This is a genomic window from Phragmitibacter flavus (genome assembly GCF_005780165.1).
Classification (GTDB): domain Bacteria; phylum Verrucomicrobiota; class Verrucomicrobiia; order Verrucomicrobiales; family Verrucomicrobiaceae; genus Phragmitibacter; species Phragmitibacter flavus.
In genome coordinates, this window is sequence record NZ_VAUV01000003.1 from 119,709 (window position 1) to 142,428 (window position 22,720).

Consider the following 22,720-nt stretch of genomic DNA (forward strand, 5'->3'; position numbering starts at 1 on the left):
AACGCAATGGCAGTTCGTTCTACAACCACTTGCCCACCTTCTCCCTTTTGCCGCCACCCTCTCCCATCAATTCCTCCAACAAATCCACCGCCTCCACCGCCGTCGCCGCGACATTCATCAACGCCCGATGCTCCGGCAATAAAAGTCCGCCCTCCACCATCCGGTCCAGCATCACCAGCATCGGATCATAATAACCCTCCACATTCAAAAGGCACACCGGCTTCGTGTGAAACCCCAACTGCAGCCACGCCACCACCTCAAACAACTCCTCCAGCGTGCCATACCCGCCCGGCAACACCAAAAACCCATCCGCATGATCCATCATCAACCGCTTGCGCTCATGCATCGTCTCCACCTCGATCAGCTTCGTCAATCCACGATGCTCCTTCTCCAGTTCCACCAATTTGTGCGGAATCACTCCGATCACTTCCCCGTTACCTGCCAGCGTCGCATCCGCCACCGTCCCCATCAATCCCACACTGCCCCCTCCGTAAACCAGTCCCAGCCCACGACCCGCCAGCAAACCGCCCACCTCTTCCGCCACCTCACGAAACACCGGCTTCGATCCAAAATTTGACCCGCAATAAACACAGACTCGCATCGGCACCCCTATCCCAACCATCCCGCCGCCTCAACCCTCAGATTCAGAATCCCTGCGTCGAAAAAATTTCAAAGAAAGTCACAGCACGCGCGTCGTCCACATGATACGGTCAAGCAACGTCACGATTCCCACCAAAATCGTCCTTAAATCAACGTCGCGAGACATCCCGTCCGTCATGAAAGCGTCCCACCTCCTCATTGTCCCCTTGTGCCTCCTCTTCTTGGCGAGCCCCGCGCCCGCCGCCGAACTGATTCTCTCCACCGAAGAACTGCTGCCCACCAGCACCCTCGAACTGCGCTTCGACGAACCCATGATCCCCGAAGATCAGGTCGGTGAAACCGCCAAAACCTCCCCCCTCGCCATCGAGCCACCCGTCCCCGGCGAATTCAAATGGACCAGCACCCGCGGCGGTCAGTTCCATTTCACCAAAACCCCTGACATCGGCCTCATCTACCAATTCGCCCTCGCCCCCAAACTCAAGGACGCCACCGGCAAACCCGTCCCGGCCCTGGACCTCGGCGAACACGCCACCACCCCCTTCAAAATCGCCGACATCGAGCGCGACTACCCCTTCGTCTACGGCAACTCCGCCCGCCGCGATCCCTACTACCTCATCCAGTTCAACGACCCCGTCGACCCCACCAACCTCGCGAAATACTTCTACTTCGCCGACAAAACCGAAACCCAACGCGTCCCCGCCACCGTCCGCCCTGCCACCTTCAAGGACTTCCAAAAACACTACAATCCCACCCTCGTTCCCACCTGGGCCGAACTCGCCGCCGGAACCACCCCCGTCATCAACAAAGATAAGGCCAAGGACGCCCCTCAGCGTGACAACGCCATCGTCGTCACCGCCGCTGAACCTCTCCCCATCGGCGATACCTGGACTCTCCACATCGTTCCCGCGATCGCCAACGTCGACGGCAACGCCTCCATCACCCCTCACGACCCCCAACCCTGGGGCACCGTCCTTCCCCTCGCCATCAAGGAAATCACCACCGAGAACCACTTCGACAGCCCCCACGAAGTCATCGTCACCTTCACCAAAGCGCTCAACCGCAGCGACCTTACCACCGACGAAAACAGCGCCCGCCTTGCCAGCTTCGTCAACATCACGCCCGCCGTCGCCAACATGAGCGTCCGCGCCAATTACTCCCGTCTCGTCATCGCCGGCGACTTCCAACTCAACACCCCCTACGACGTCACCATCACCGAAGGCCTCCCCGGCTCCGATGACCTCACCCTCGAAGCGCCCACCAAGGAAACCGTCACCTTCAGCGCGAGCCCCGTTTTCCTCTCCACCACCGCCGAATCCAGCGCCCAGCAGGCCCACGGCAACGGCATTCTCGACATCTACGCCGCCAACTACCAGAACCTCAACATCCGCGTCAAAAAGCTCTCTCAAGGCGAACTCATCCAGGCCCGCGCCCTTTACAACGAAGCCTACAAACCCCACGCCAAACCCGAAGTCGCCACCGCCAGCATCAACGACACGCCGTTTGAAGAATTTCCCGGCACCACTGTCTACCAATCCGACCTCCCCAACCCCCAACCCCTCGAAAAAGCCACTCTCCATCACCTCAAATGGAGCGACATCCTCGGCGAAACCCCCGCCGCGCCCGTTTTCATCGAAATGACCGCCACCCCCCAGGATGGCGCTCCCGCAGGCACCATCGTCAGCCGTGCCATCGTCGAATTCACCGACATCGGCCTGCTTCTCAAAGACAACCACAAGGAAACCCTCGTCTACGCCTTCTCCTACAAAACCGGCCAGCCACTCCCCAATGTCCAGCTCACCTTCATGGACAGCGACCGCGCCTTCCTCAACCACATTTCCACCGACGCCAGCGGCATCGCCATCAGCCCCGGCAAAAACGCCGGCTGGGTGCTCGCTCGCAACGGCGATGACGCCACCGCGATCAACATCGATAACTACGAAACCCGCATCGGCCTCTGGGGTCATGGCATCAACGTTGGCTGGAACAATCCCTGGACCCCCACCCAGCAAACCGTGCTCTTTTCCGACCGACCCGTCTACAAACCCGGCGACACCGCCCACCTCAAGGCCATCACTCGTCAGCGCAGCGGCGACACGCTTTCCCTGAGCAAAAAACCGCTTACCGCCACCCTCGTCATCAACGATCCCCGCAACCGCGAGATCGTCCATCAACCCATCACCTTCAGCCCCAATGGCACCTGGTCCCACACCCTCACGCTGCCAGAATCCTCCGTCGGCTGGTATTCCGCCCGCATCGTCTTCCCCAAAGCTGAAGGAAGCGAAGACGAACCTTACTCCGCTTACCTCGACCTCCGCGTCGACGAATACAAACCCAACAGCTTCGAAGTCCTCGTCGACGGTGCCAATCACCAAGTTGAGCCCGACCGCATCACCATTCCCCTGAGCGCCAATTATTACATGGGCAAACCGCTCAGCAAAGCCACCGTCAACTGGAGCGCCAGCCTCGACAGCCACTACTCCCCTCCCGCCGCCTGGTCCGCCTACCACTTTGGCGACGTCGCCGAATTCTGGAATTACGGACAGGACACCGACGACGAAACTGCCACCGAAGAAGACAGCGAGAACTCCGAAGATCCCGAAAACTGGAGTGCTTACGGCGAAATCGTCATCAGCGACGAAGGCAAAGCCGACATCAACCTGCCCACCGTCCCCGACCACCGCGCCTCCCTTCCCCAAACCGTCAGCCTCTACGCCGAAGTCGTGGATGTGAACCAGCAGACCATCACCAAGGAAACCCAGTTCCAGCTTCCTGGTGCCGACTTCATCATCGGCTCCCGCACCTCCAGCTGGTATGCCACCGCCAACAAACCGTTTCAGTTCGACTTCGTCGCCATCACCCCCCAAGGCACCCCCTTTACTAACGCGGTGCCCGTCGAAATCAAAATCGAACGCCAGCAATGGAACACCGTCCGCGTCGAAGCCGCCGGCGGTGCCGTCACCACCAAAAACCAAAGCACCCTGATCGAGGAACACCAATCCACCATCACCCTCAACAGCGTCAATCAACAACCCGCCACCGCCGTCCTCGACTTCACCCCCAAATCCGGCGGCACCTACTTCCTCACCGCCACCGCCGTCGACCCCAAAGGCAAAACCGTGCTTAGCCGCATCGCCTTCTACACCCTCGGCGGCGACAGCTACCCATGGTCATGGGACGAAGGCACCCGCATCACCCTTCAGCCCGACAAAACCTCCGTCAAACCCGGCGAAGACATCACCATCGTCGTAAAAACTCCCCTCAGCGGCAAAGCCCTCGTCAGCGTTGAACGCAACCGCGTGCACCGCCACTTCCTCGCCGACATCTCACCGGCCAACCCCGTCATCACCATCAAAGCCGAAGAAATCGACGCCCCCAACGCCTTCGTTTCCGTCATCCTCATTCGCGGCGCCAACGCCAGTCCGCAAACCGATCCCATGCCCGAATACAAGGTCGGCTACTGCGAAATCAAGGTCGAATCCGTCCAGAAAAAACTCGTCATCGACCTCCAACCCTCCCAAAACCCCATCCTTCCCGCCGGCGAACTCACCATCGCCGCCACCATTAAAGACGCCGCGCAAAAACCCGTTTCCAATGCCGAAGTCACCCTCTACGCCGTCGATGAAGGCGTCCTCAGCCTGATGGGCTACACCACTCCCGATCCCTTCGCCGAATTCAATCCCGAAGTCCCCCTCGCGATCTCCAACCACACCACCATCGACGCCCTCATTCCCGAGTCCCTCAAATCCCGCTACCGTGGCAACAAGGGCATCATCATTGGCGGCGGCGGCGATGAAACCAGCGCCGACGACTTCCTTCGCAAAAACTTTGTCGCCACCGCCCTCTGGCAGGCCAATCTCATCACCGACGCCGAAGGCAAACTCACCCACACCTTCAAAGTCCCCGACAACCTCACCCGCTACCGCATCATGGCCGTCGCCGTGCATGGTGCCGACCGCTTTGGCTCCGCCGAATCCTCTTTCACCATCAACAAACCCCTCATGGTCGAACCCGCTGTTCCGCGCTTCGCCCATCGCGACGACGAACTCCTCGTCAAAGCCATCGTCCACAACACCACCCCGCATCGCGGTCAGGTCGAAGTTGAACTCAAGCTCAACGACACCACCGAACTCATCACTGAAGGCCGCCCCTTCATCCTGATCAGCCAGAAAACCGACCGTCAAATCGCCGCCGACCATCGCAGCGAACGTCGCCTCATCACCCTCGAACCCAACCAGACCACCGCCGTCTCCTTCCCCGTCCGCTTCACCAAAACCGGCACCGCCAGCTGGCAATGGTCCGCCAAAACCACCGAATGGAACGGCGACAAACCCCTTGCCGACTCGATGATGTCCACCTTCGAAGTCACTCATCCCGCTCCCGCCCTGCGTGAAGTCCACTACGTCACCCTCACCAGCAAAAACGGCGGCGACCTCACCAAAAAAATCAATCCCCAACTCCTCGAAGCCGAAGGCAAACTGCGCCTCAACCTCAGTCAGTCGCGCATCACCGAAGCCCGCGACGCCCTCGAATACGTGCTTCAATATCCTTACGGTTGCGTCGAGCAAACCACCAGCCGCGTCCTTCCCTGGCTGGCCCTCAGCAAATACGAACCCCTCTTCCCTGAGTTGCTGCAAAAAGACAAAGCCCGCACCGCCATCCAACGCGGCGTCGAACGTCTCCTGACCATGCAGACCGAAACCGGTGGCCTCGCCTACTGGCCCGGCGGTGAAACCCCCGAACTCTGGGCCAGCGCCTACGGTGGCTTCGCCCTCATCAAAGCCAAAGAATATGGCATCGTCATCCCCCAACAGAGCATCGACCAGCTCACCACCTGGCTGAGCGACCAGTTGCGCGACCTCGACCTCGCCAACACCCCCGAAGCCCAGCCTCTCAACGACGCCGCCCTCGCCCTCTACACATTGGCAAAAGCCGGCAAACCCCAGCCTGCCTATCAAACCACCCTCTACACCCGTCGCAACAAACTCCCCGACACCTCGCGTGCCTTCCTGGCCCTCGCCATGTGTCTGACCGATGCCCCCGCCGCACAAATCAGCGAACTCCTCAAACCCGCACCCAAACCGAAAAATCCCTGGGAACGCTATTGGCTCGGCGACCAAACCGTCAAAGGTCTGCAACTCATCGCCAGCGCCCACCTCGGCCTCACCAAACAAGCCGAACTCCTCACCGAGGACCTCTACAAATCCCGCAAAACCAATGGCCACTGGGGCACCACCTTCAGCAACGCCTGGATTCTCCTCGGCCTCTCCACCAACGAGCGCGTCCCCAAAGTCGACGAACCCCTCACCCTCGCCCTCACCTACAACGGCGAAAAGGCCGACCACACCCTGCCCGGCTACCTCAGCACCTTCAACCTTGATCGCGACCTGAGCAAAAAATCCCCCGCCCTCACCATCGCCATTCCCGAAGGCAAAACCCTTCGCGGCCGACTTGAAATCCAGTCCTGGCCCGAACCCAAAACCTTCCAGCCCGTCAGCAAAGGTTTCACCATCAGACGCAGCTATCAACGCCTCACCACCAGCGGCATCCTCGAACCTGCCGAGAACCTGCGCGTCGGCGACATGGTCGTCACCACCCTCGAAATCGACGTCCATCGTGCCAACCGTTACCTCGCCATCGAAGACAATCTCCCCAGCGTTTTCGAACCCATCAACCCCGAGTTTGAAACCCAAAACGCCAAAGGCGACGCCGAAGAAGTCGACAACGAATGGTATACGGACCACCGCGAACTGCGTCACGACAAAGCCCTGTTCTTCACCAACGACTGGAGCACCCTCGGCAAGTTCCAGCTCAAATACCTGGCCCGCGTGATTGCCGAAGGCGACGTCATCGCCCCTCCTGCCAAGATCGAAGCCATGTATGAGCCCGACCACTACGCCCTCAGCGCCATCAATCTCATCAGCACCCTCCCCTCCACCAAGGAAAACGTCGTCAAAAAGTAGTTTTCAGTGGGGAGCACACGCATCCTGCGTGTCGTTCTCGGCATCTTGCCGAGAACCTCAGTGACCATCGTCACCAACTCGCCCAATCTCATGCCCTCCCGCCCCGTCATCCCTAAACTGACACGCGCGAGGGCACTTTTCTTTATTGCCCTCCTCCTCCCCCTCGCCGCATGGTATCTCCTCCCCCTCGCCATCCCCCTCCCTAAAACCCTCCTTGCCCCCCAACCCCTCTCCCCCACCTACTTCGCCAGCGACGGCAAACCCCTCCGTCAACTGCTCGCCGCTGACGGACAGCGCATCACCACGCCCGTCACCTACACCGATCTCCCCGAGCCCCTCATTCACGCGCTCCTCGCCGCTGAAGATCAACGTTTCTTCTCCCACGGCGGCATCGACCTCCTCGCCATCCTTCGCGCCGCCAAAGACAACCTCTCCCAAAACCGCATCACCTCCGGTGCCTCCACGCTCACCCAGCAACTCATCAAAACCACCAGTCCCAAAGCCCCCCGCACCTACCTCCAAAAAATCCGCGAAGCCCTCCAGGCCCGTCATCTTGAACTCACCTGGAGCAAACAGGACATCCTCACCGCTTACTTCAACCGCGTCTCCTTCGGCAATCTCCTCACCGGCATCCATTCCGCCGCCGAAAGCTACCTCAACAAACCCCTGCGCGACCTCACCCCCGCCGAGTGCGCCTTCCTCGCCGCCCTCCCGCAATCGCCCACGCGACTCAATCCCCATCGCAACCTCCCCGCCGTCCAAGCCCGGCAGAAGCGCATCCTCTGCCTCATGCATCAACACGGTTGGCTCACCGAGGAAGCCCTGCACCTCGCCCAAAACGAACCTCTCACCCTCCATCGCCACAGCGCCCACTTCTCCGCCCCCCACGCCACCTCATTAATTTCAAATCTGAAATCTGAAATCTCCAATTCCATCCCCACCACCATCGACCGCTCCCTCCAGCAAAAAGTCGAAACCACCCTCACCCAACACCTCAACCGCCTCACCCACAAAAACGTCACCCAGGCCGCCGCCGTTATCATCGAAAACCAGACCGGCCATGTCCTCGCCCTCGCCGGTTCCCGCGACTTCTTCAATAGTCCCGACGGCCAGATCAACGGTGCCTGGTCCCCTCACTCGCCCGGCTCTGCCCTCAAACCTTTCACCTACCTCCTCGCCCTCGAAAACGGATTCACCCCCGCCACCATCATTCCCGATCTCCCGATTGAATACGCCACCGAAACCGGCCTCTACCGACCCGAAAACTACGACCGCAAGAACCACGGCCCCGTCACCCTCCGTCACGCCCTCGGCAATTCCCTCAACATCCCCGCCGTGCGCCTTCTTCAGCAAATCGGCGGCGAATCCATTCTATACACCACCCTCCAAAACCTCGGCCTCACCACCCTCACCGAAAAACCCAGCCACTACGGACTCGGCCTCACCATCGGCAATGCCCCCGTCCGGCTCCTCGAACTCACCAACGCCTACGCCACCCTCGCCCGCCTCGGCCAACACCAACCCTGGACCCTCACTCCAAACCCCAACTCAAATCTTAAATCTCAAATTTCGCTTCGCGGCTCCGCAGCAAATCCCGAAGCTTGTTTCTTGATCGCCGACATCCTCGCCGACAACAACGCCCGCCAGCAAACTTTCGGCCCTCGCTCCGTCATCCGCCTCCCCTTTCCCTGCGCCGTCAAAACCGGCACCAGCACCGACTACCGCGACAACTGGACCCTCGGCTTCACCCCCGAATACACCGTCGGAGTCTGGGCCGGCAACTTCGACAACACCCCCATGAACCAAGTCAGCGGCGTCACCGGAGCCGGCCCCATTTTCCGCGATCTCTTCCTTCACCTCCATCGCACCCGCGGCACCACCTGGTTCACCACACCATCCGAGCTCCTCACCCACACCATCGACCCCCGCAACGGCAAAATCATCCCCTCAAACCTCACTCCTAGCCTGACCCAACAAGAACTTTTCCTCCCCAAAACCCTCCCTCCCACCGCCACCGCAGCCGACTACGAATCCACCACCAACCGCGCCTACCTCTCCCCCGAATACACCGCTTGGCTCCAAACCACCGACACCTGGCAACGCGATCTCCTCGCCATCCGTCCCAATCTCAATCCCCCACCCCGCATCCTCACCCCCACCAACGGCAGCACCTTTGTCCTCGATCCCGACCTCCCCGACCAAGGCCGCCAGCTCCTGCTCCGTTCCAACCAACAAACCCCCACCTGGACCTCACCCACCCTGAAAATCACCCAAACCCCCAACGGCCTCACCCACGCCCATCTCGAACCCGGCACCCACACCCTCACGCTCCACCTGCCCGACTCCGACCTCACCGCCACCACCCAAATCCACGTCCGCCCCGCTCAACAAAAACGCACACCCTAACCGGCTCACCAAACCCAAAAAACCTTGCCTGACCCAAAACTTCACGCAACACTGTCCGCGATGAAACTCCACGTCCTGCTCACCCTTGCCATCCTCGGCATCAGCGGACTTCTCGACCTCCACGCCGCCGGTGCCATCGTGCGCATTGACACCATCAATCCCGGCGACCTCACCCTCATCCTCAAAGATTTCAACACCACGGATCAGCCTCACAGCTCCACCACCAGCAACAGCCCAACTCCAGTTCCCAGTTGGGCACCCACTACCGACGGCTACCACAGCTACACCGTCCCCACCACCACCTCCGACGGAAAAGTCTACTTCAACACTGCTCCCTACAACGTCCAGTATTACACCAACGTCCGAGTCCGGGTCCGCTCCAACGCCAGTGGCTCCTCTGACATCTGGCCCCGCGTCGAACATGGTGACACCACCGTCAACCTCGGCAGCACCACCACCGCCTTCACCGAGCACCGCCAAGCCTGGCGCAACCCCCAGCACCCCAACATCAACACCGCCACCAATGGCGGCGTCCGATGGGACCCCAACACCAACACCGGCACCGAAGCCACCTACGATATCGACTACATCATGGTCGATCTCGGTCGCGTCGTCGGCTTTGAATTCGACGTCAACGAAACCGGACTCACCACCTACCAAACCTGGTTCAACGCCAACACCCGCAGCAGCAACTACCGCGTCGAAGGCAGTTCCCTCAAAGGCACCACCACCCACGTCGATACCTACATTCAGACCGCGGCGTCCCTGAACCTCGACACCAGCATCTACAAATTCGTCGAGATCCGCCTTAAGACCGAGCCAAACACTGGACTCCAGTTCTTCTGGGGCACCAGCATCACCCCCTCCTACAACGAAACCAACAGCATCCGAGTCACCGCCACCGACGACCAGTGGCACATTTATCTTGTCGACATGTCCGCCGAAACCAACTGGACCGGCACCCTTCAAAACTTCCGCATCGACATCGGGAGCGCCGCCGACATTGACTACGAAATCGACTACATCCGCTTCCGCGAATTCGGTGCCGTCCCCGAACCCACCCGAGCCCTGCTCCTTATTCTCGCCATCGGTTCCATCGCCCTCACCCGCCATCGTCAGCGCCCCCAGTGAAGGGACCGCGAAGTTTTACTTCGCCTCATCCATTATCGGCCCCCCAGCTCTTTGCGTATCCAGGATGGCGACCTCCTCAGATCCAACACTGCATACACTCTTACCTCATCACCCGTTTCCTTCGTAATAGCCACCAAACGGAAACTTGCTCACCAGCATTCGATGGAATCCGAATTGTTCCAGGTGAATCCCATGCAGTTGCTCGAGGCTTTCAATCTGGGCCAAAACGGAACTCAAAAAATACTCCCCTACTCCGGTTTCTTGGGCGTCATAAAAATCCCTCGCCATCTCCAAGTCAGCCGCCGCCGACTCCAAAATCACTACACGAATCATGAGCCGAGCCGCCCCAGTCGCTGCCTCAATTCGTCCATTGACAGGAACTTTGCATTTCCTGCTTCCACTTCAGCACGCCTCGCTTGAAGAACTCCCCCCATGCCAAGCTGGCGAGCCTGCTTCATTGACCGATGGCACCAGCGAATCCCAAAGAAGCTCCATCGCCTCCAGGCGCTCACCGACACTCATGTGTTTCACTTCCGCAGCATCGATCATGATAACGAAACACCAAGCCCCTCTCAGAAAATTTCAACCTCCCAACCTTCCCAGCCACGCCCTCCAGTAAGGCAGCAGGCCAAGCACCAGCGCCAAAATCCACAGCGTCCCCACGCAGCAAGCCAGTCCCAGACTGGCGATCCCCGCATTCCCCGCGAATACCAGGCTGCCAAAGCCAATCACCGTCGTCATCCCAGAGAAAAACACCGCCTTCCCCGTCGTTGATTGCACCTTTCTCACATCGTCCTTCTCATGCGCCATCGACAGCATGATGTGAATCCCATAATCAATCCCCGTGCCCATCAGCAACGGCAACGCCGCCAGACTCGCCAGATTCCACGACACGCCCATCAACGCCATCGTGGCCATCAACCCGGCAATCCCCAATCCCAAAACCGCCACCGACAACACCATGTCGCGCCAGTTGCGAAACGTGATCCAAAGCATTACCGCCAGCAGTGCCGCCAGCGGCAGCGTCATGCGCAGGAAATCCCGCTTTACCAACCCCGCCAGCGCCGTTCCCAGACTTTCCCATCCTGTCAGATGCACAAACCCTTTCGCCTTCAGCCGCTCTGACACCTCCGCCAGACGCCGCATGTCCGGTTTCCCCGGTTCTCCCTCCACCGTCACCGACCCCAACATCACCACCCCATCCTCCGTCGGCGCGATCACCTTGCCCACCACTTCCGCCGCCGCTCCGACCGCCATCCTCTGCGGCCACACCCCCTTCAAATCCCTCTCCCATCCTGCGGTCACCTGATCAAACAGCGCCAACGACTCTTCCGTAAATCCCGCCTCCAACACCGACGCCTTCAGCCGCTCCCGCTCACCCACCAGCCATTCAATGGCCGACCGGTTCCCTTCCTGCGCCTGCAAGTCCGGCAACAAAACTGACGGCACCCCATGCCCCACCAAAACCCCCTCCCCTTTCAACCCGTCCAGCAACGCCACCGTCTCCTCCGCCCTCGAACGAATCGATTCCACCGTCCCCGAAACCAGCAATGGCACGCTCGCCCGATCCTCCTTGCCCAGTCGTTGCTGGACCACCTCCCAGCCCGACATCGCATCGCTCTGCGTTGGCCGAAGCGCCTCCGCTCCGGTCGCATAACCCGGAATCCCCTTCCACATCAGCACCCCCGTCACCCCCGTCACCAACAGGCAAGTGACAATTCCCGCCATCCCATGGCGCACCTTCTGCGAACCAAAATCCTTCACGCCCCTCCCCTTTTCCCGACCCGCCACCAGCTCAGGCATCACCAGCACCATCACCAACAGTCCCGTCACCACTCCCAAAGCCACCATGATCCCCAGTTCTCCGAGCCCAGGCAACCCGCTGAACAGCAAGGACAAAAACACCACCGAAGTCGTCCCCGCCCCCGCCACAATGCCCGGTGCCGCCAATCTTCGCAAATCCCTTGCGCCCATCTCGGGGTGATCGCGCGATTTCTGCAAAATCAGCACCGCATAATCGACTACAATCCCCAAAACAATCGCCGCAAACCCCAAACTCATCACCGACAAGCGCCCCAACACCAAACTCGCCAGACTCAACGTCAGCAACATCACCACCACCAGCAGCAGCTGAATCCACAACAACGGCACCAATCTCCTGAACATGACCCAAAACAACAACGTGATCAGCACCTCCGTTGCCCCAATCGTCCCGCGCATGTCTTTCTCAATGCCCGATCCCGTTTCCGCCATGAACGCCGGTTCGCCCGTGTAAAACACCTCTGCCTCCACCCCTTCCCTCTTCAACCACTCCGCCACCTCGACCTTGATCCCCTCCAGCCACGCTCCCGCTTCCTTGTATCCGGTCACACCCCCCTCTGCAGCGACAAACATTACCCGAAACGCCCCATCCGCCGACGCCAACACAAATCCACTGTCCTCCATCGACGCCATCTCCTCCATCTTCAATCCCTCCAGCAGCCCCAGTGGATCATACGACCAACGCTGCACCTCCGCCGGATCAGGCGAACCCGCCAGCCGCTCCAGCACCTCCTGCAAATACAGCCCGACCTTCTCCCCTTCGATTCGTTCCCTCACCGCGCCCAACCGCTCCACACTGCCATTTTGCAGCGACCACGCCAGCAACGCACCCGCCTGCTCCGGATTCTCAAACGTCCCCGCCGAGCGCACCCGCTCCACCCCCTTCATTGTCTGCAAATGCAGCCCCAATCTCCCCATCGACTCCTCCGCCAAACCTGCATCCGCAAACTCCAGTCCAATCACCAAATCATCGCCCCCGTCAAACGCATCGCGCAGCAGCTTCAATCCCCCAACCTCCGGCAGCTCCGCCGGCAAGGTCGCAAGAATGTCCGTCTCCAGCCGCAAGCGCGACAACCCTGCCCCTACCACCACCGCCAGCAACAGGCCCGCGAGCAACAACTTCTTCCATAACGCCATGACCAGAGAATAAACAGCCGCCCCCCGCCGTCCAATCCAATCCGCCCTTCAAAAATTTGACATCACCCAACCCATTGCCATATCAAACCATGCCCGCCCTCACCAAGGACGATCCTTTTCTCCTCATTCAGTTTGATGCCCCCTCCCCCGGACTCCTCCGTGAGGGCAACACCTGCATCCTCAATCTCCCCATCCCCCTCCTCGCAGGACGCCAAAACGCCGAGAGCTGCCCGATGCCCGGCGCCCGCATTGTCGAGAACGAAACCCTCATGCTGCTTGAAACCGACGAGGAACTGGTCGGCACCATCATCGTCCCCGCTCACGGCCGCCTCGAAGAACCCACCCGCCAGGCCTATCATCAGCTCCTGAGCACCTGCGCCGACCGCAAAATGCACCTCCATCGGGTCTGGAACTACGTGCCCGACATCAATGCCGTCAAACAAGGCCTCGAGAACTACCGTCAGTTCAACATCGGACGCTGGATGGCTTTCGAGCAACTCTTTGGTCGCGACCTCCGTGCCTTCATGCCCGCCGCCTCCGCCGTCGGCATCTCCAGCCCCGCCATCATCCTCATCTTCATCGCCGGAAAAACCCAGCCCGTTTACCTCGAAAACCCCTCACAAATCCCCGCCTACCACTACCCCAGCGACTACGGCCCCCGCCCGCCCAGCTTCGCCCGCGCCGTCCTTGTTCCGGATCAAAAAGGCGAAATTCAAGGCTACCTTAGCGGCACCGCCAGCATCGAAGGCCACCTCAGCGTCGGCGAAGGCGACTGGCACCAGCAGTTCCGCACCACCATGCGCAACATCCACATCATGCTCGAACGCATGGGCATGACCGCCATCCTCCAAAGCGAAAAAGCCGCACAAAAAGCCCAACTCACCCTGCAAGACCTCCGTTGCTACCTCCGCCACCCCGAAATGCTCCCCCTCATCCAGGACTGGTTCAAGGAAGAAGCCCCCTGGCTGGCCGATCAAATCACCTACCAGCAGGCCGACATCTGCCGCGCCGACCTTGACTTGGAGATTGAAGCCATCCTCAGCAAACGTATTTAACGCTGCGCAGGAATGACCAAATCCCAGTGACCAATGACCAAGACAAGACCTCATCTCATCATTCCCACCAAACCACGCCGCAGAGACATTCATTCGTGCTTGCTCATTTCCTTGGTCATTGGGATTTGCTCATTGGTCATTCTCCCCCTCGCCTCCCAAGAACCGCCGACTACCCGTGAAAGCCTCCCGCAACTGAAACAAAAACTGCGCCACGCCCTCTTCACCGCCCTCCTCCCGGAAAAACAGGCACAGCGCGAAGCTCTCTACTCCCTCGAAAAACAGCTCGCCTCTGGCGGCGACTACCGCGAAGCCATCCACGCTCGCGACCAGCGAATCCTGCTCGAACAGGAAATTGCCCAAACCCAGCAACATCTGCTCAACCCACCCGTCATCGCCCACGCTGCCGTCGACCTCCCCCAATCCATTCCCCTGGAGAACAGCGTCGCCCAGCTCAACCAGCTCACCCTCGATCCCGCCAACAACAACCGCCTCAGCGGTTGGACCACGACCGAATCCAGCGCCACCTGGACCCTTCCCAACCTCCCACCCGGCGGCTACGAAATCCTGCTTCGTTACTCCCTCAATCCCAGCAGCACTCCCCCCGTCATCCAGCTCAAAGAAACCCTCTACCATCTCCCTGTGGCCCTGGAATCCACCGACAACCAACCCACCAGCAAGAAAGTGGGCACCTTGCGCATCAGCAATGGCAGCGGCCCCCTCATTCTCTCTCCCCTTTCCATTTCGGCCGACCAGCAACTCCACATCATCAGCCTCACCCTGCAACCCAGCGCCCTTTGAACTTTTGCGGCATCCATTCAATCCGTTGCCCCTGTTCCTCCAATCTGGTATAAACCTCCTCAAGGTGACTTTCCTGCGTCCGATTTTCCTCTCCTTTCTGTTCGCAACTCTGGCCTACAGCCAGGACGCCGCACCCACGCCCCCGCCCCCCCCCGAGCCCAGCGAACTCCGACTGCTCCGTCAGCAGGTCCAGCAACAAACCCTCACCGCCTCCACGACCCTCACCGAGCAATACATCAAGGCCCTCGCTGCCATCGAGCAGGAAGCCGCCGCCAGTGGCGACTACGAACAAGCCCACAACGCCCAGCAGCGCCGCACCGCCCTCGCGCAAGTTCAGTCGCTCGCCTCGCTCACCAATACCATCGTCCTCAAACCCTCGCAGGCCCGCCTCGTCGGAGCCGTCAACTACGACACCGCCAGCGACTCCCTCGGCCCCTGGCGTGCCGCCGGCAACAGCGCCACCTGGGACGTCACCAAAATCACCCCCGGCAGCTACGACATCATTGTCACCTACGGTGTCGCCTCCACGGGCGATCCACCCGCCCGCTACATTCCCACTTACAATCCTCGAACCGGTGGCGAATTTGAATTTTTCGAAGCCAGCAATCTCGCCGGAGCCGCCCTAAACCGCCGCACCGCCATCGTCGCCGACACGGGCGCCTGGACCACTCACAACACCTTGCAGCTCTCCCCCCCGTTTCAACTCACCCGCACCACCGCCAGCTTTTCCGTGCGCATCACCCGCGCCAATGGCGACGGCGGCGTCATGCAACTCAAGGAAATCCGCCTGACCCCCTCCGCTCCCAGCAACACCACTACCCTCGCGCTGGACACCCCATCCGACCCCGTCAACACGCTCCGCAGCGTTTACCAGCAAAAATACAAAACCATCGCCACCCCCATCATCACCAGTTATCTCCAGGCCCTCCAAACGCGCCTTGCTGAAGCCACCTCCCTTCAGCAAATTGACTCCATCGCCGAACTCCAGGCCGAACTCGACCGCACCACCAAGTGGCTTGAACGCCCCCTCGCCCCAGCGCGCACCCGCGCCGCCATCAGCCTTTTCGAAGATGCTGAAGAAGAATGGACCGACGTCACCTTTGTCAACCACGCCTCCAACACCGGCGACCGCTTCCTCATCCAACACCAGGGCAAACAAATTCCCGTCCGACTCAAAACCGTCACCTGTCCCCCGCCCACCGACGAAGCCGCTGGCGAACTCCAGCACTATGCCGCTTACTTCCACATCAATCCCGAAAACGCCCTCGCCATCGGCAAACAGGCCCGTGAATTCACCGCTACCGCCCTCGCCAACAAACCCCTGCGTCTCCTCACCAACGGCCAGAAAGACCGCGATGGCACCCTCCGCGTCACCATCTATGTCCCTCATCTCGGCGATTATGCCGGCATCTTGGTCGACAACGGCCTTGCCGCCATCACCCCGCTTCCAAAACCCCGCCGCGACAGCCGCCTCGTCATTCCAGACCCCTGCCATGGCGCCTTAAAAGAACGCGAATCCACCGCCCGCGCCCGCCCCACCCCGCCAGGGGCCTGGGCCTTCAGCGATCCGCCCACCGCCCTCCCATGAAACCCTCCTTTTTCCGTTTCATGACCATCTCCCATTTCCCCGCGTTCACCCTGGTCATCCTCCTCTTTGCCAGTCTCCCCGCCCGTGCCCAGCAAACGGAAGACATCAGCTCGCGACTCCAGCAAGCCGAAGCCACCTACCAGCTCAAACTCCGCGAAATCCACACCCCTATTCTGAAGGATTACCTCCGCAAACTTGAGACCCTCCAATCGCGACTGCCAAACCCCGACCATCTCGCCCAGGTCACCCGGGAAGCCCAAAAAATCCGCCAACTCATTGCCACCACCGGCATCCTGCCCACCGACGTTCCACGCAAAATCGACCCCCCCGCACTCCCTGGCACCGACCGCGACCGCGACCGCGCCAGACCCACCCTCTCCCTCCAGGCCTCCGAAGCCATCTCCCCCGTCGCCGTCACTCCTGAAGCCCGCAACGCCCTGCCCCTTGGCAGCATCGCCTGGAACGTCACCAAACTTCCTCCCGGAAAATACGATGTTCTGCTCGTCTTCGCCGCTGAAGCTCTCACCGCCGATGAACCCATCATGTTGACCGTCGGCACTTACCAACTCATCAGCCACCTCAAACCCGACCTCGTGACTGGAGGAGACGACGTCTTCCGCATCTTCAAACTTGGCAATCTCGTCATCGACTCCCCGATCGCCGACCAAACCCTGACCCTGCAAAACGGCAACCCCACCGTCCCGCGCCTGCGAATCCGCAACGTGCTCTTCGTGCGCTCCTCGCAACCTTGAGTCAGAGCGCCAAATGGTGTCAGCGCCCCAAGGACACGAGCCGCTGCATGTGCTTCGCCAGCATATCGAACTCCAAATTCACCATGCCGCCCTCCGAAAGCGCCGCCAGATTCGTCACCGCAAAGGTGTGCGGCGTGATCCAAAACGTCATCCGATCTTCCTCCAACTGGGCAATCGTCAAACTCATCCCATCGACACAGATCGACCCCTTGTGCACCACCAGCGCCGCCCACGCCTGCGGCAACTCCACTGTGAACTGGTGATCCTCCCTCACCTTTTCCAGCACTAGCACCTCCGCCGTGGTGTCGACATGACCCTGCACAAAATGTCCGCTCAACCGGTCTCCAATCCGCAACGACCTCTCCAGATTCACCAAACTCCCCTCCTTCAACTCCCCCAAACTCGTCACCCGCAACGTCTCAATCAACAAATCAAACGCCGCCGTCCCCGCCGCCCCATCAAAATCCGTCACCGTCAGACAACACCCATTGCAGGCCACACTTTCCCCCAGGCTCAACTCCCCCGCCATCGGCCCCACCTTCAACACCAGCCGCGCCCCACCCTCGCGAAACATCAGGCTCTCCACCCTGCCAGTCACTTCAACAATTCCGGTAAACATCCGTTCAACCTTTCACGGATTCCCTTCTCCCTCAACCGCGAACATTCCCCAAACATCCCCCCACTCCCATCAAGCGTAATCCATCATTACCCACACCACCAAACCACCGGACAAACCAACTTGCTGCATCCCGCACTTGCAACCCGCCGCATCCGCAGCCACTACAAAGTCACCCATACCCCCACCAATTTCACCCACCCTTTATGGAAAACGTCCTCATCATCGGCACCGGCTGCGCCGGCTACACCGCCGCCATCTACACCGCCCGCGCCAACCTCAGCCCCCTCCTTCTTTCCGGCACCCAACCCGGCGGCCAGCTGACCACCACCACCGAAGTCGAAAACTTCCCCGGCTTTCCCGAAGGCATCATGGGCCCTGAACTCATGATGAAAATGCAGTCACAGTCCGAAAAATTCGGCGCGCGCATCGAATACGCCCAGGTCGAAGCCGTCACCAAAACCGACGCCGGACATTTCGACATCACTCTTGAAGGCGGCAAAGTCATCCAGTCGAAAACCGTCATCGTCGCCACCGGTGCCTCTCCGCGTCACCTCGGACTCCCCAACGAAAAATCCCTCATCGGACGCGGCCTCACCAGTTGCGCCACTTGTGACGGAGCCTTCTACCGCAACGTCCCCGTCGCCGTCATTGGCGGTGGCGACTCCGCCGCCGAAGAAGCCACCTTCCTCACCCGCTTCGCCAGCACCGTGTATCTGATCCACCGTCGCGACGAACTGCGCGCCAGCAAGATCATGGCCGACCGCGCCCTCGCCAATCCCAAGATCAAACCGATCTGGAACAGCACCGTCACCGAATACCTCACGGATGAAAAAGGCGAAGTCCGCGCCGCCAAAATTCAAAACCTCGTCACCGGAGAAGAAAGCGAACTCGAATTAAAATGCGTATTCGTCGCCATCGGCCACGTCCCCAACACCAAATTCCTCAACGGCCAGGTCACCCTGGATGAGAACGGTTACATCCTGCAAACCAAAGGCACCCAGACCAACATCCCCGGCCTCTTCGCCGCTGGTGACGTCGCCGACCACGTTTACCGCCAGGCCATCACGGCTGCCGGTCAAGGCTGCGCCGCTGCCTTGGAAGCCGAGCGTTACCTGGCTCATTAAATTTTAAAGAGAAGCGCGGACGCTCATGCCCGCTTCACCGTCGAACGCGCGTGTCAATCTACCGCTCGTTCTTCACCACCTCATCGCTCTCGACGACTTCATCGGACAACTCCACCCGCTTGAACAACAGTGAAACCACGCGACGGGCTTCCACCCCCGTCGTCGTCACCTCATACTGACCAATCATCAAGGTCTCACCTAGCTCAGGGAAGTGCCCCAGCACATGGGTCACGTAACCACCAATCGTGGTCACCTCATCGCTCTCCAGTTCAAGATCGCAAAGCTCGTTCAGCTCATAAAGATTCAGCGAACCCTCCACCTCAAACTCGCTTTCGCTCAACCGGTTAAACTTCGGTTTCTCCACGATGTCGAACTCATCATTGATATCGCCCACGATCTCTTCGACCACGTTGTCCAGCGTCACAATCCCCACCCCGCTACCATACTCATCCACCGCCAGCGCCATGTGCGCATGCTTCTGCTGGAAATAGCGCAGTAACTTGTCGATCGACATCATCTCAGGCACCAGCAGCAGTTCACGTTTGATCTGACGCAAGTCCGCCGTGCTCTTGCCACCCTGATGAACCAGCTTCAAGAGGTCCTTGATGTGGATCAACCCAATGCTCTTGTCGAGATGCCCTTCAACTAACGGAAACCGTGTGTGCTGTGAATCCAAGGCCAGCTTCAAGTTCACCTCAAACGGCTCATCCACATCCAGCGAAATCACATTCCGCCGCGGTGTCATCAAATCCCGCACGTAACGGTCATTTAGTGACAGCGCATTCAACACGATGCTCTTCTCCGTCTCCGTCACCTCTTCCGAACGCTGACTCTCTGAAACCAGGTGCCGCAATTCCTCCTCCGAATGCACCCGCTCCCCCTCGCTCACCGGGTCCAGCCGGAACACCGCCCGCAACAGCCAGTTCGCCGTGCCGTTCAATACAAAAATTGCCGGTTTCAGCACCACCAAAAACACATGCAAAGGCGCACACACCCACATCGTCGTGGCAAACGCCTTCCGAATCGCCAGCGACTTCGGCGTCAGTTCCCCCAGCACCACATGCAGAAAGGTAATGATCGTAAACGCCACGCCAAATGCGGTTCCCTGCACGGCGGCGTCACTGGTCATGCCCACCGAAAACAACCAAGGCTGGATCATCTGTGCCAACAATGGCTCCGCCGCCATCCCCAAACCGATGCTTGCCAGCGTGATGCCCAGCTGCGTCGCCGATAAATAAGCATCCATGTGCTTCGTCACCGTCTGTGCAAACTTTGCCCGCACATTCCCCTCCTCAGCCGCCTCATGCAACTGACTCTCACGCACCTTCACAATGGCGAACTCTGCCGCCACGAAAAATCCGTTCAGCAAAACCAAAAACGTCACCAATCCCACCCGCCAGAGCACGTCATTGGTCGAAAAATTCCATTCGCGCACCAAAGTGGTGTCCATGGCCGCCAACATCGCTGGCAGCACTGAATGGGTAACTAAAGGGAGGTCGATCATGGGGGGCTGGGAAAAAACGACCTCGGTGAGCCTTGCTTAAAGTCTTTCATAAGAGCCATCACATCGCTTTTCCAGCACCGTAAAACCGGCGCTCTTGGCGTCTGAGATGGAAGTGGGTTTAGTGACTCGGGGAGTATTTACTTGGGAAATGAGTTTTTTGACCGGTGCCTTGCACAAAGGACACACCGTCAGCGGCGGACGACTGATCGGACGGCGCAGATCAAAACCCCGCTTGCAGCGAAGGCAGCCCTTCTCTGGATCTTCAGCGATGTATTGATAAGTCGGCATGATCGCTCAGCGAGCAACACTCAAACGGAACAGACAGAAGAAGCAGTCAGGAAACGCTCACAAACAAAAAGAAGGTGCCGCATGGCAGCACCTTCGCAAAGCCAAAAAATCGTTGCAACGCGGGAAGGCGATGCCGCTCGTCAGCGAATTACCAGCTCGACTTCGTAACCCCTGGAATCAGCCCTTGGGAGGCCATTTCGCGGAAGGTGAGACGTGACATCTCGAAGCGGCGGATGAAAGCGCGGCGGCGACCGGAAACACGGCAACGGTTTACCAAGCGGGTAGGGCTGGCGTCACGTGGCAACAGGGTCAAACCCATGTAATCACCTTTAGCCTTAAGCTCGGCACGGAGCTTGGCATATTTGTCGACAGTTTTTTGCTTGCGCTTGTTACGTTCAATCCAGCAGGTCTTAGCCATAGAGCCGCCAAGTCTGCCACACCCTTCAAACCTTGCAACCAATTTTTTATCCCAATCAAAAGTAGCAGCCGACGTAAGGAGACCCACTTCCCTCCCCCGTCACGCTCGCCACCCACCGCCTCCGAATCCGGCCGATCTCCCAAATCACGCTGCCCGAAAGGAAACCTCATCCTTATCCACGGGCTTCTACCCATGGTTTTCCCATCGTCACCGCAGCACTGTCGGACCATGGAAACACCTCGTGACTCAGCGCCGCATTAGGCAACCATTTCGTGGTTGATGACGCCCCCTCACCTGACCGGCGCTTCAAACCAACTTCCGACTTCCGACTTCCGACTTCCGACTTCCGACTTCCGACTTCCGACTTCCGACTTCCGACTTCCGACTTCCGACTTCCCCCCCTCACTCCAGCATCAACTGCTTCTCCACCCGCAGCGCCCGCGCCATTTCAATCGGATGCTCATGCCGCATCAGCGTTTCCCCTACCAACAGCGCATCCGCCCCACATGCCGCCAGACGCACCGCATCCGCCACCGACTTGATTCCGCTCTCACTCACCAGCACCACATCCTCCGGAACCTCCTCCGCCAGTTCCTCCGTCGTTGCCAGATCCACCGTAAAAGCCTTCAAGTTCCGGTTGTTGATCCCCAAAATCCTCACGTCCGTGTCCAACGCCCGCTCCAACTCCTCCAAATTGTGCACCTCCACCAGCACATCCATCTGGAATGTGTAAGCAACATCCATCAAATGCACCAGCGTCGCCTGGTCCAGCGCCGCCACGATCAGCAGAATCGCATCCGCCCCCGCCACCACCGCTTCATAAATCTGCGCCTCATGCACCATGAAGTCCTTGCGCAGCACCGGAATCGACACCTCACGACGAATCGTCGTCATGTAATCCAGCCGACCCTGAAAATATTTCTCATCGGTCAACACCGACAGCGCCGTCGCCCCGCCCTTTTCGTAGCTGCGCGCAATCGTCAGGTAATCAAAATCCGCCTGAATCACCCCCGCCGATGGCGACGCCTTCTTCACCTCGGCAATCAACCCCAGCCTCGTCTCATCCGCCCGCAGCGCATCATAGAGCGAGCGGTGATCATTTCGGAGCGCCGCCGCAGCGCGCAATTTTTCCATTCTCGGCAGCAGACGCTGCACCTCGGTGTGTTTGTAGGCGATGATTTCTTCGAGCTTGTTCATGCGTGAAAAAGCAGCCTAGCAAAGATTTTCCTATTTTCGACTTGAATCGTTCACATAATGCGGCAGAATCCTCACCCGCAAGCAAACCATTTGCAGTGCGGGTGTAGCTCAGTGGTAGAGCACTTCCTTGCCAAGGAAGATGTCGCGCGTTCGAATCGCGTCACCCGCTCCAATTCTCTGCCATCCGGCAGGGTTTTTTTATGTCTCTGTCGATCATCAGCGGCCCGCGATGGAGATTTTGATTGAACACTGGACCTTCGCACAGCGATCGACTTCAATTTCCCCGGAGACACCCTGCAGATCATGAGCGAACTCAGGGCCT

General features: G+C 59.5%; 17 protein-coding genes and 1 tRNA gene. 9 read left to right on the forward strand and 9 right to left on the reverse strand.

Features of this window, described 5'->3' with window-relative positions:
- Positions 1–19: 19 nt before the first annotated feature.
- Entirely contained in the window at positions 20–601 is a 582-nt protein-coding gene (locus FEM03_RS04125; RefSeq protein ID WP_138084924.1) for an LOG family protein, read from the reverse strand.
- 175 nt (positions 602–776) lie between these two features.
- Here FEM03_RS04125 and FEM03_RS04130 point away from each other — a divergent pair, with 175 nt between their 5' ends.
- From FEM03_RS04130 to FEM03_RS04140, 3 genes are all read left to right on the forward strand, one after another.
- On the forward strand, positions 777–6,560 hold the full coding sequence (locus tag FEM03_RS04130; RefSeq protein WP_166442615.1) for an alpha-2-macroglobulin family protein: 5,784 nt from the start codon (positions 777–779) through the stop codon (positions 6,558–6,560).
- A gap of 90 nt (positions 6,561–6,650) precedes the next feature.
- A complete protein-coding gene (gene pbpC, locus FEM03_RS04135) occupies positions 6,651–8,966 on the forward strand; it encodes a penicillin-binding protein 1C (RefSeq protein WP_138084926.1) in 2,316 nt (771 codons plus the stop codon).
- 60 nt (positions 8,967–9,026) lie between these two features.
- Complete coding sequence (locus FEM03_RS04140) at positions 9,027–10,097, forward strand: PEP-CTERM sorting domain-containing protein (protein ID WP_138084927.1); 1,071 nt, start codon at positions 9,027–9,029, stop codon at positions 10,095–10,097.
- A 108-nt stretch (positions 10,098–10,205) separates the two neighbouring features.
- On the opposite strand, the gene FEM03_RS04145 is transcribed toward FEM03_RS04140, so the two are convergent.
- The 3 genes from FEM03_RS04145 to FEM03_RS04155 all read right to left on the reverse strand — a co-directional run bounded on the left by FEM03_RS04145 (position 10,206) and on the right by FEM03_RS04155 (position 13,055).
- Positions 10,206–10,430, reverse strand: coding sequence for a hypothetical protein (locus FEM03_RS04145; protein ID WP_206170867.1), 225 nt, complete (start codon positions 10,428–10,430; stop codon positions 10,206–10,208).
- Between the two features lie 69 nt (positions 10,431–10,499).
- Complete coding sequence (locus FEM03_RS25870; RefSeq protein WP_138084928.1) at positions 10,500–10,646, reverse strand: addiction module protein; 147 nt, start codon at positions 10,644–10,646, stop codon at positions 10,500–10,502.
- A 33-nt stretch (positions 10,647–10,679) separates the two neighbouring features.
- On the reverse strand, positions 10,680–13,055 hold the full coding sequence (locus FEM03_RS04155; protein WP_138084929.1) for an MMPL family transporter: 2,376 nt from the start codon (positions 13,053–13,055) through the stop codon (positions 10,680–10,682).
- Positions 13,056–13,144: 89 nt separating this feature from the next.
- On the opposite strand from FEM03_RS04155, the gene FEM03_RS04160 reads away from it, so the two are divergent.
- From FEM03_RS04160 to FEM03_RS04175, 4 genes are all read left to right on the forward strand, one after another.
- A complete protein-coding gene (locus FEM03_RS04160; RefSeq protein WP_138084930.1) occupies positions 13,145–14,110 on the forward strand; it encodes a chorismate transformation FkbO/Hyg5 family protein in 966 nt (321 codons plus the stop codon).
- Positions 14,111–14,209: 99 nt separating this feature from the next.
- Entirely contained in the window at positions 14,210–14,908 is a 699-nt protein-coding gene (locus tag FEM03_RS04165; protein WP_138084931.1) for a hypothetical protein, read from the forward strand.
- Between the two features lie 25 nt (positions 14,909–14,933).
- Positions 14,934–16,496: a thermonuclease family protein gene (locus FEM03_RS04170; RefSeq protein WP_138084932.1), complete on the forward strand. Its 1,563-nt coding sequence runs from the start codon at positions 14,934–14,936 to the stop codon at positions 16,494–16,496.
- Positions 16,493–17,248, forward strand: a complete 756-nt coding sequence (locus tag FEM03_RS04175; RefSeq protein WP_138084933.1) for a hypothetical protein — start codon at positions 16,493–16,495, stop codon at positions 17,246–17,248. The genes FEM03_RS04170 and FEM03_RS04175 overlap by 4 nt, the downstream gene beginning before the upstream one ends.
- Before the next feature lie 19 nt (positions 17,249–17,267).
- Here FEM03_RS04175 and FEM03_RS04180 read toward each other — a convergent pair whose 3' ends face one another.
- Positions 17,268–17,867 (reverse strand): riboflavin synthase, encoded by a 600-nt coding sequence (locus FEM03_RS04180; protein ID WP_138084934.1) that lies wholly within the window; start codon positions 17,865–17,867, stop codon positions 17,268–17,270.
- Between the two features lie 203 nt (positions 17,868–18,070).
- Between FEM03_RS04180 and trxB the strand changes: the two genes are divergently transcribed.
- Positions 18,071–18,991, forward strand: coding sequence for a thioredoxin-disulfide reductase (gene trxB / locus FEM03_RS04185; protein ID WP_138084935.1), 921 nt, complete (start codon positions 18,071–18,073; stop codon positions 18,989–18,991).
- A 58-nt stretch (positions 18,992–19,049) separates the two neighbouring features.
- Here trxB and FEM03_RS04190 read toward each other — a convergent pair whose 3' ends face one another.
- From FEM03_RS04190 to trpC, 4 genes are all read right to left on the reverse strand, one after another.
- The gene (locus FEM03_RS04190) at positions 19,050–20,495 is read right to left on the reverse strand and encodes a hemolysin family protein (protein WP_138084936.1); all 1,446 of its coding nucleotides are present in this window, start codon (positions 20,493–20,495) and stop codon (positions 19,050–19,052) included.
- Positions 20,496–20,531: 36 nt separating this feature from the next.
- Positions 20,532–20,783: an FmdB family zinc ribbon protein gene (locus FEM03_RS04195; protein ID WP_138084937.1), complete on the reverse strand. Its 252-nt coding sequence runs from the start codon at positions 20,781–20,783 to the stop codon at positions 20,532–20,534.
- Positions 20,784–20,931: 148 nt separating this feature from the next.
- Positions 20,932–21,201 (reverse strand): 30S ribosomal protein S14, encoded by a 270-nt coding sequence (gene rpsN / locus FEM03_RS04200; RefSeq protein WP_138084938.1) that lies wholly within the window; start codon positions 21,199–21,201, stop codon positions 20,932–20,934.
- Positions 21,202–21,603: 402 nt separating this feature from the next.
- Positions 21,604–22,398: an indole-3-glycerol phosphate synthase TrpC gene (gene trpC / locus FEM03_RS04210; protein WP_138084939.1), complete on the reverse strand. Its 795-nt coding sequence runs from the start codon at positions 22,396–22,398 to the stop codon at positions 21,604–21,606.
- Positions 22,399–22,495: 97 nt separating this feature from the next.
- Between trpC and FEM03_RS04215 the strand changes: the two genes are divergently transcribed.
- A tRNA-Gly gene (locus FEM03_RS04215) sits at positions 22,496–22,570 on the forward strand.
- Positions 22,571–22,720 lie beyond the last annotated feature (150 nt).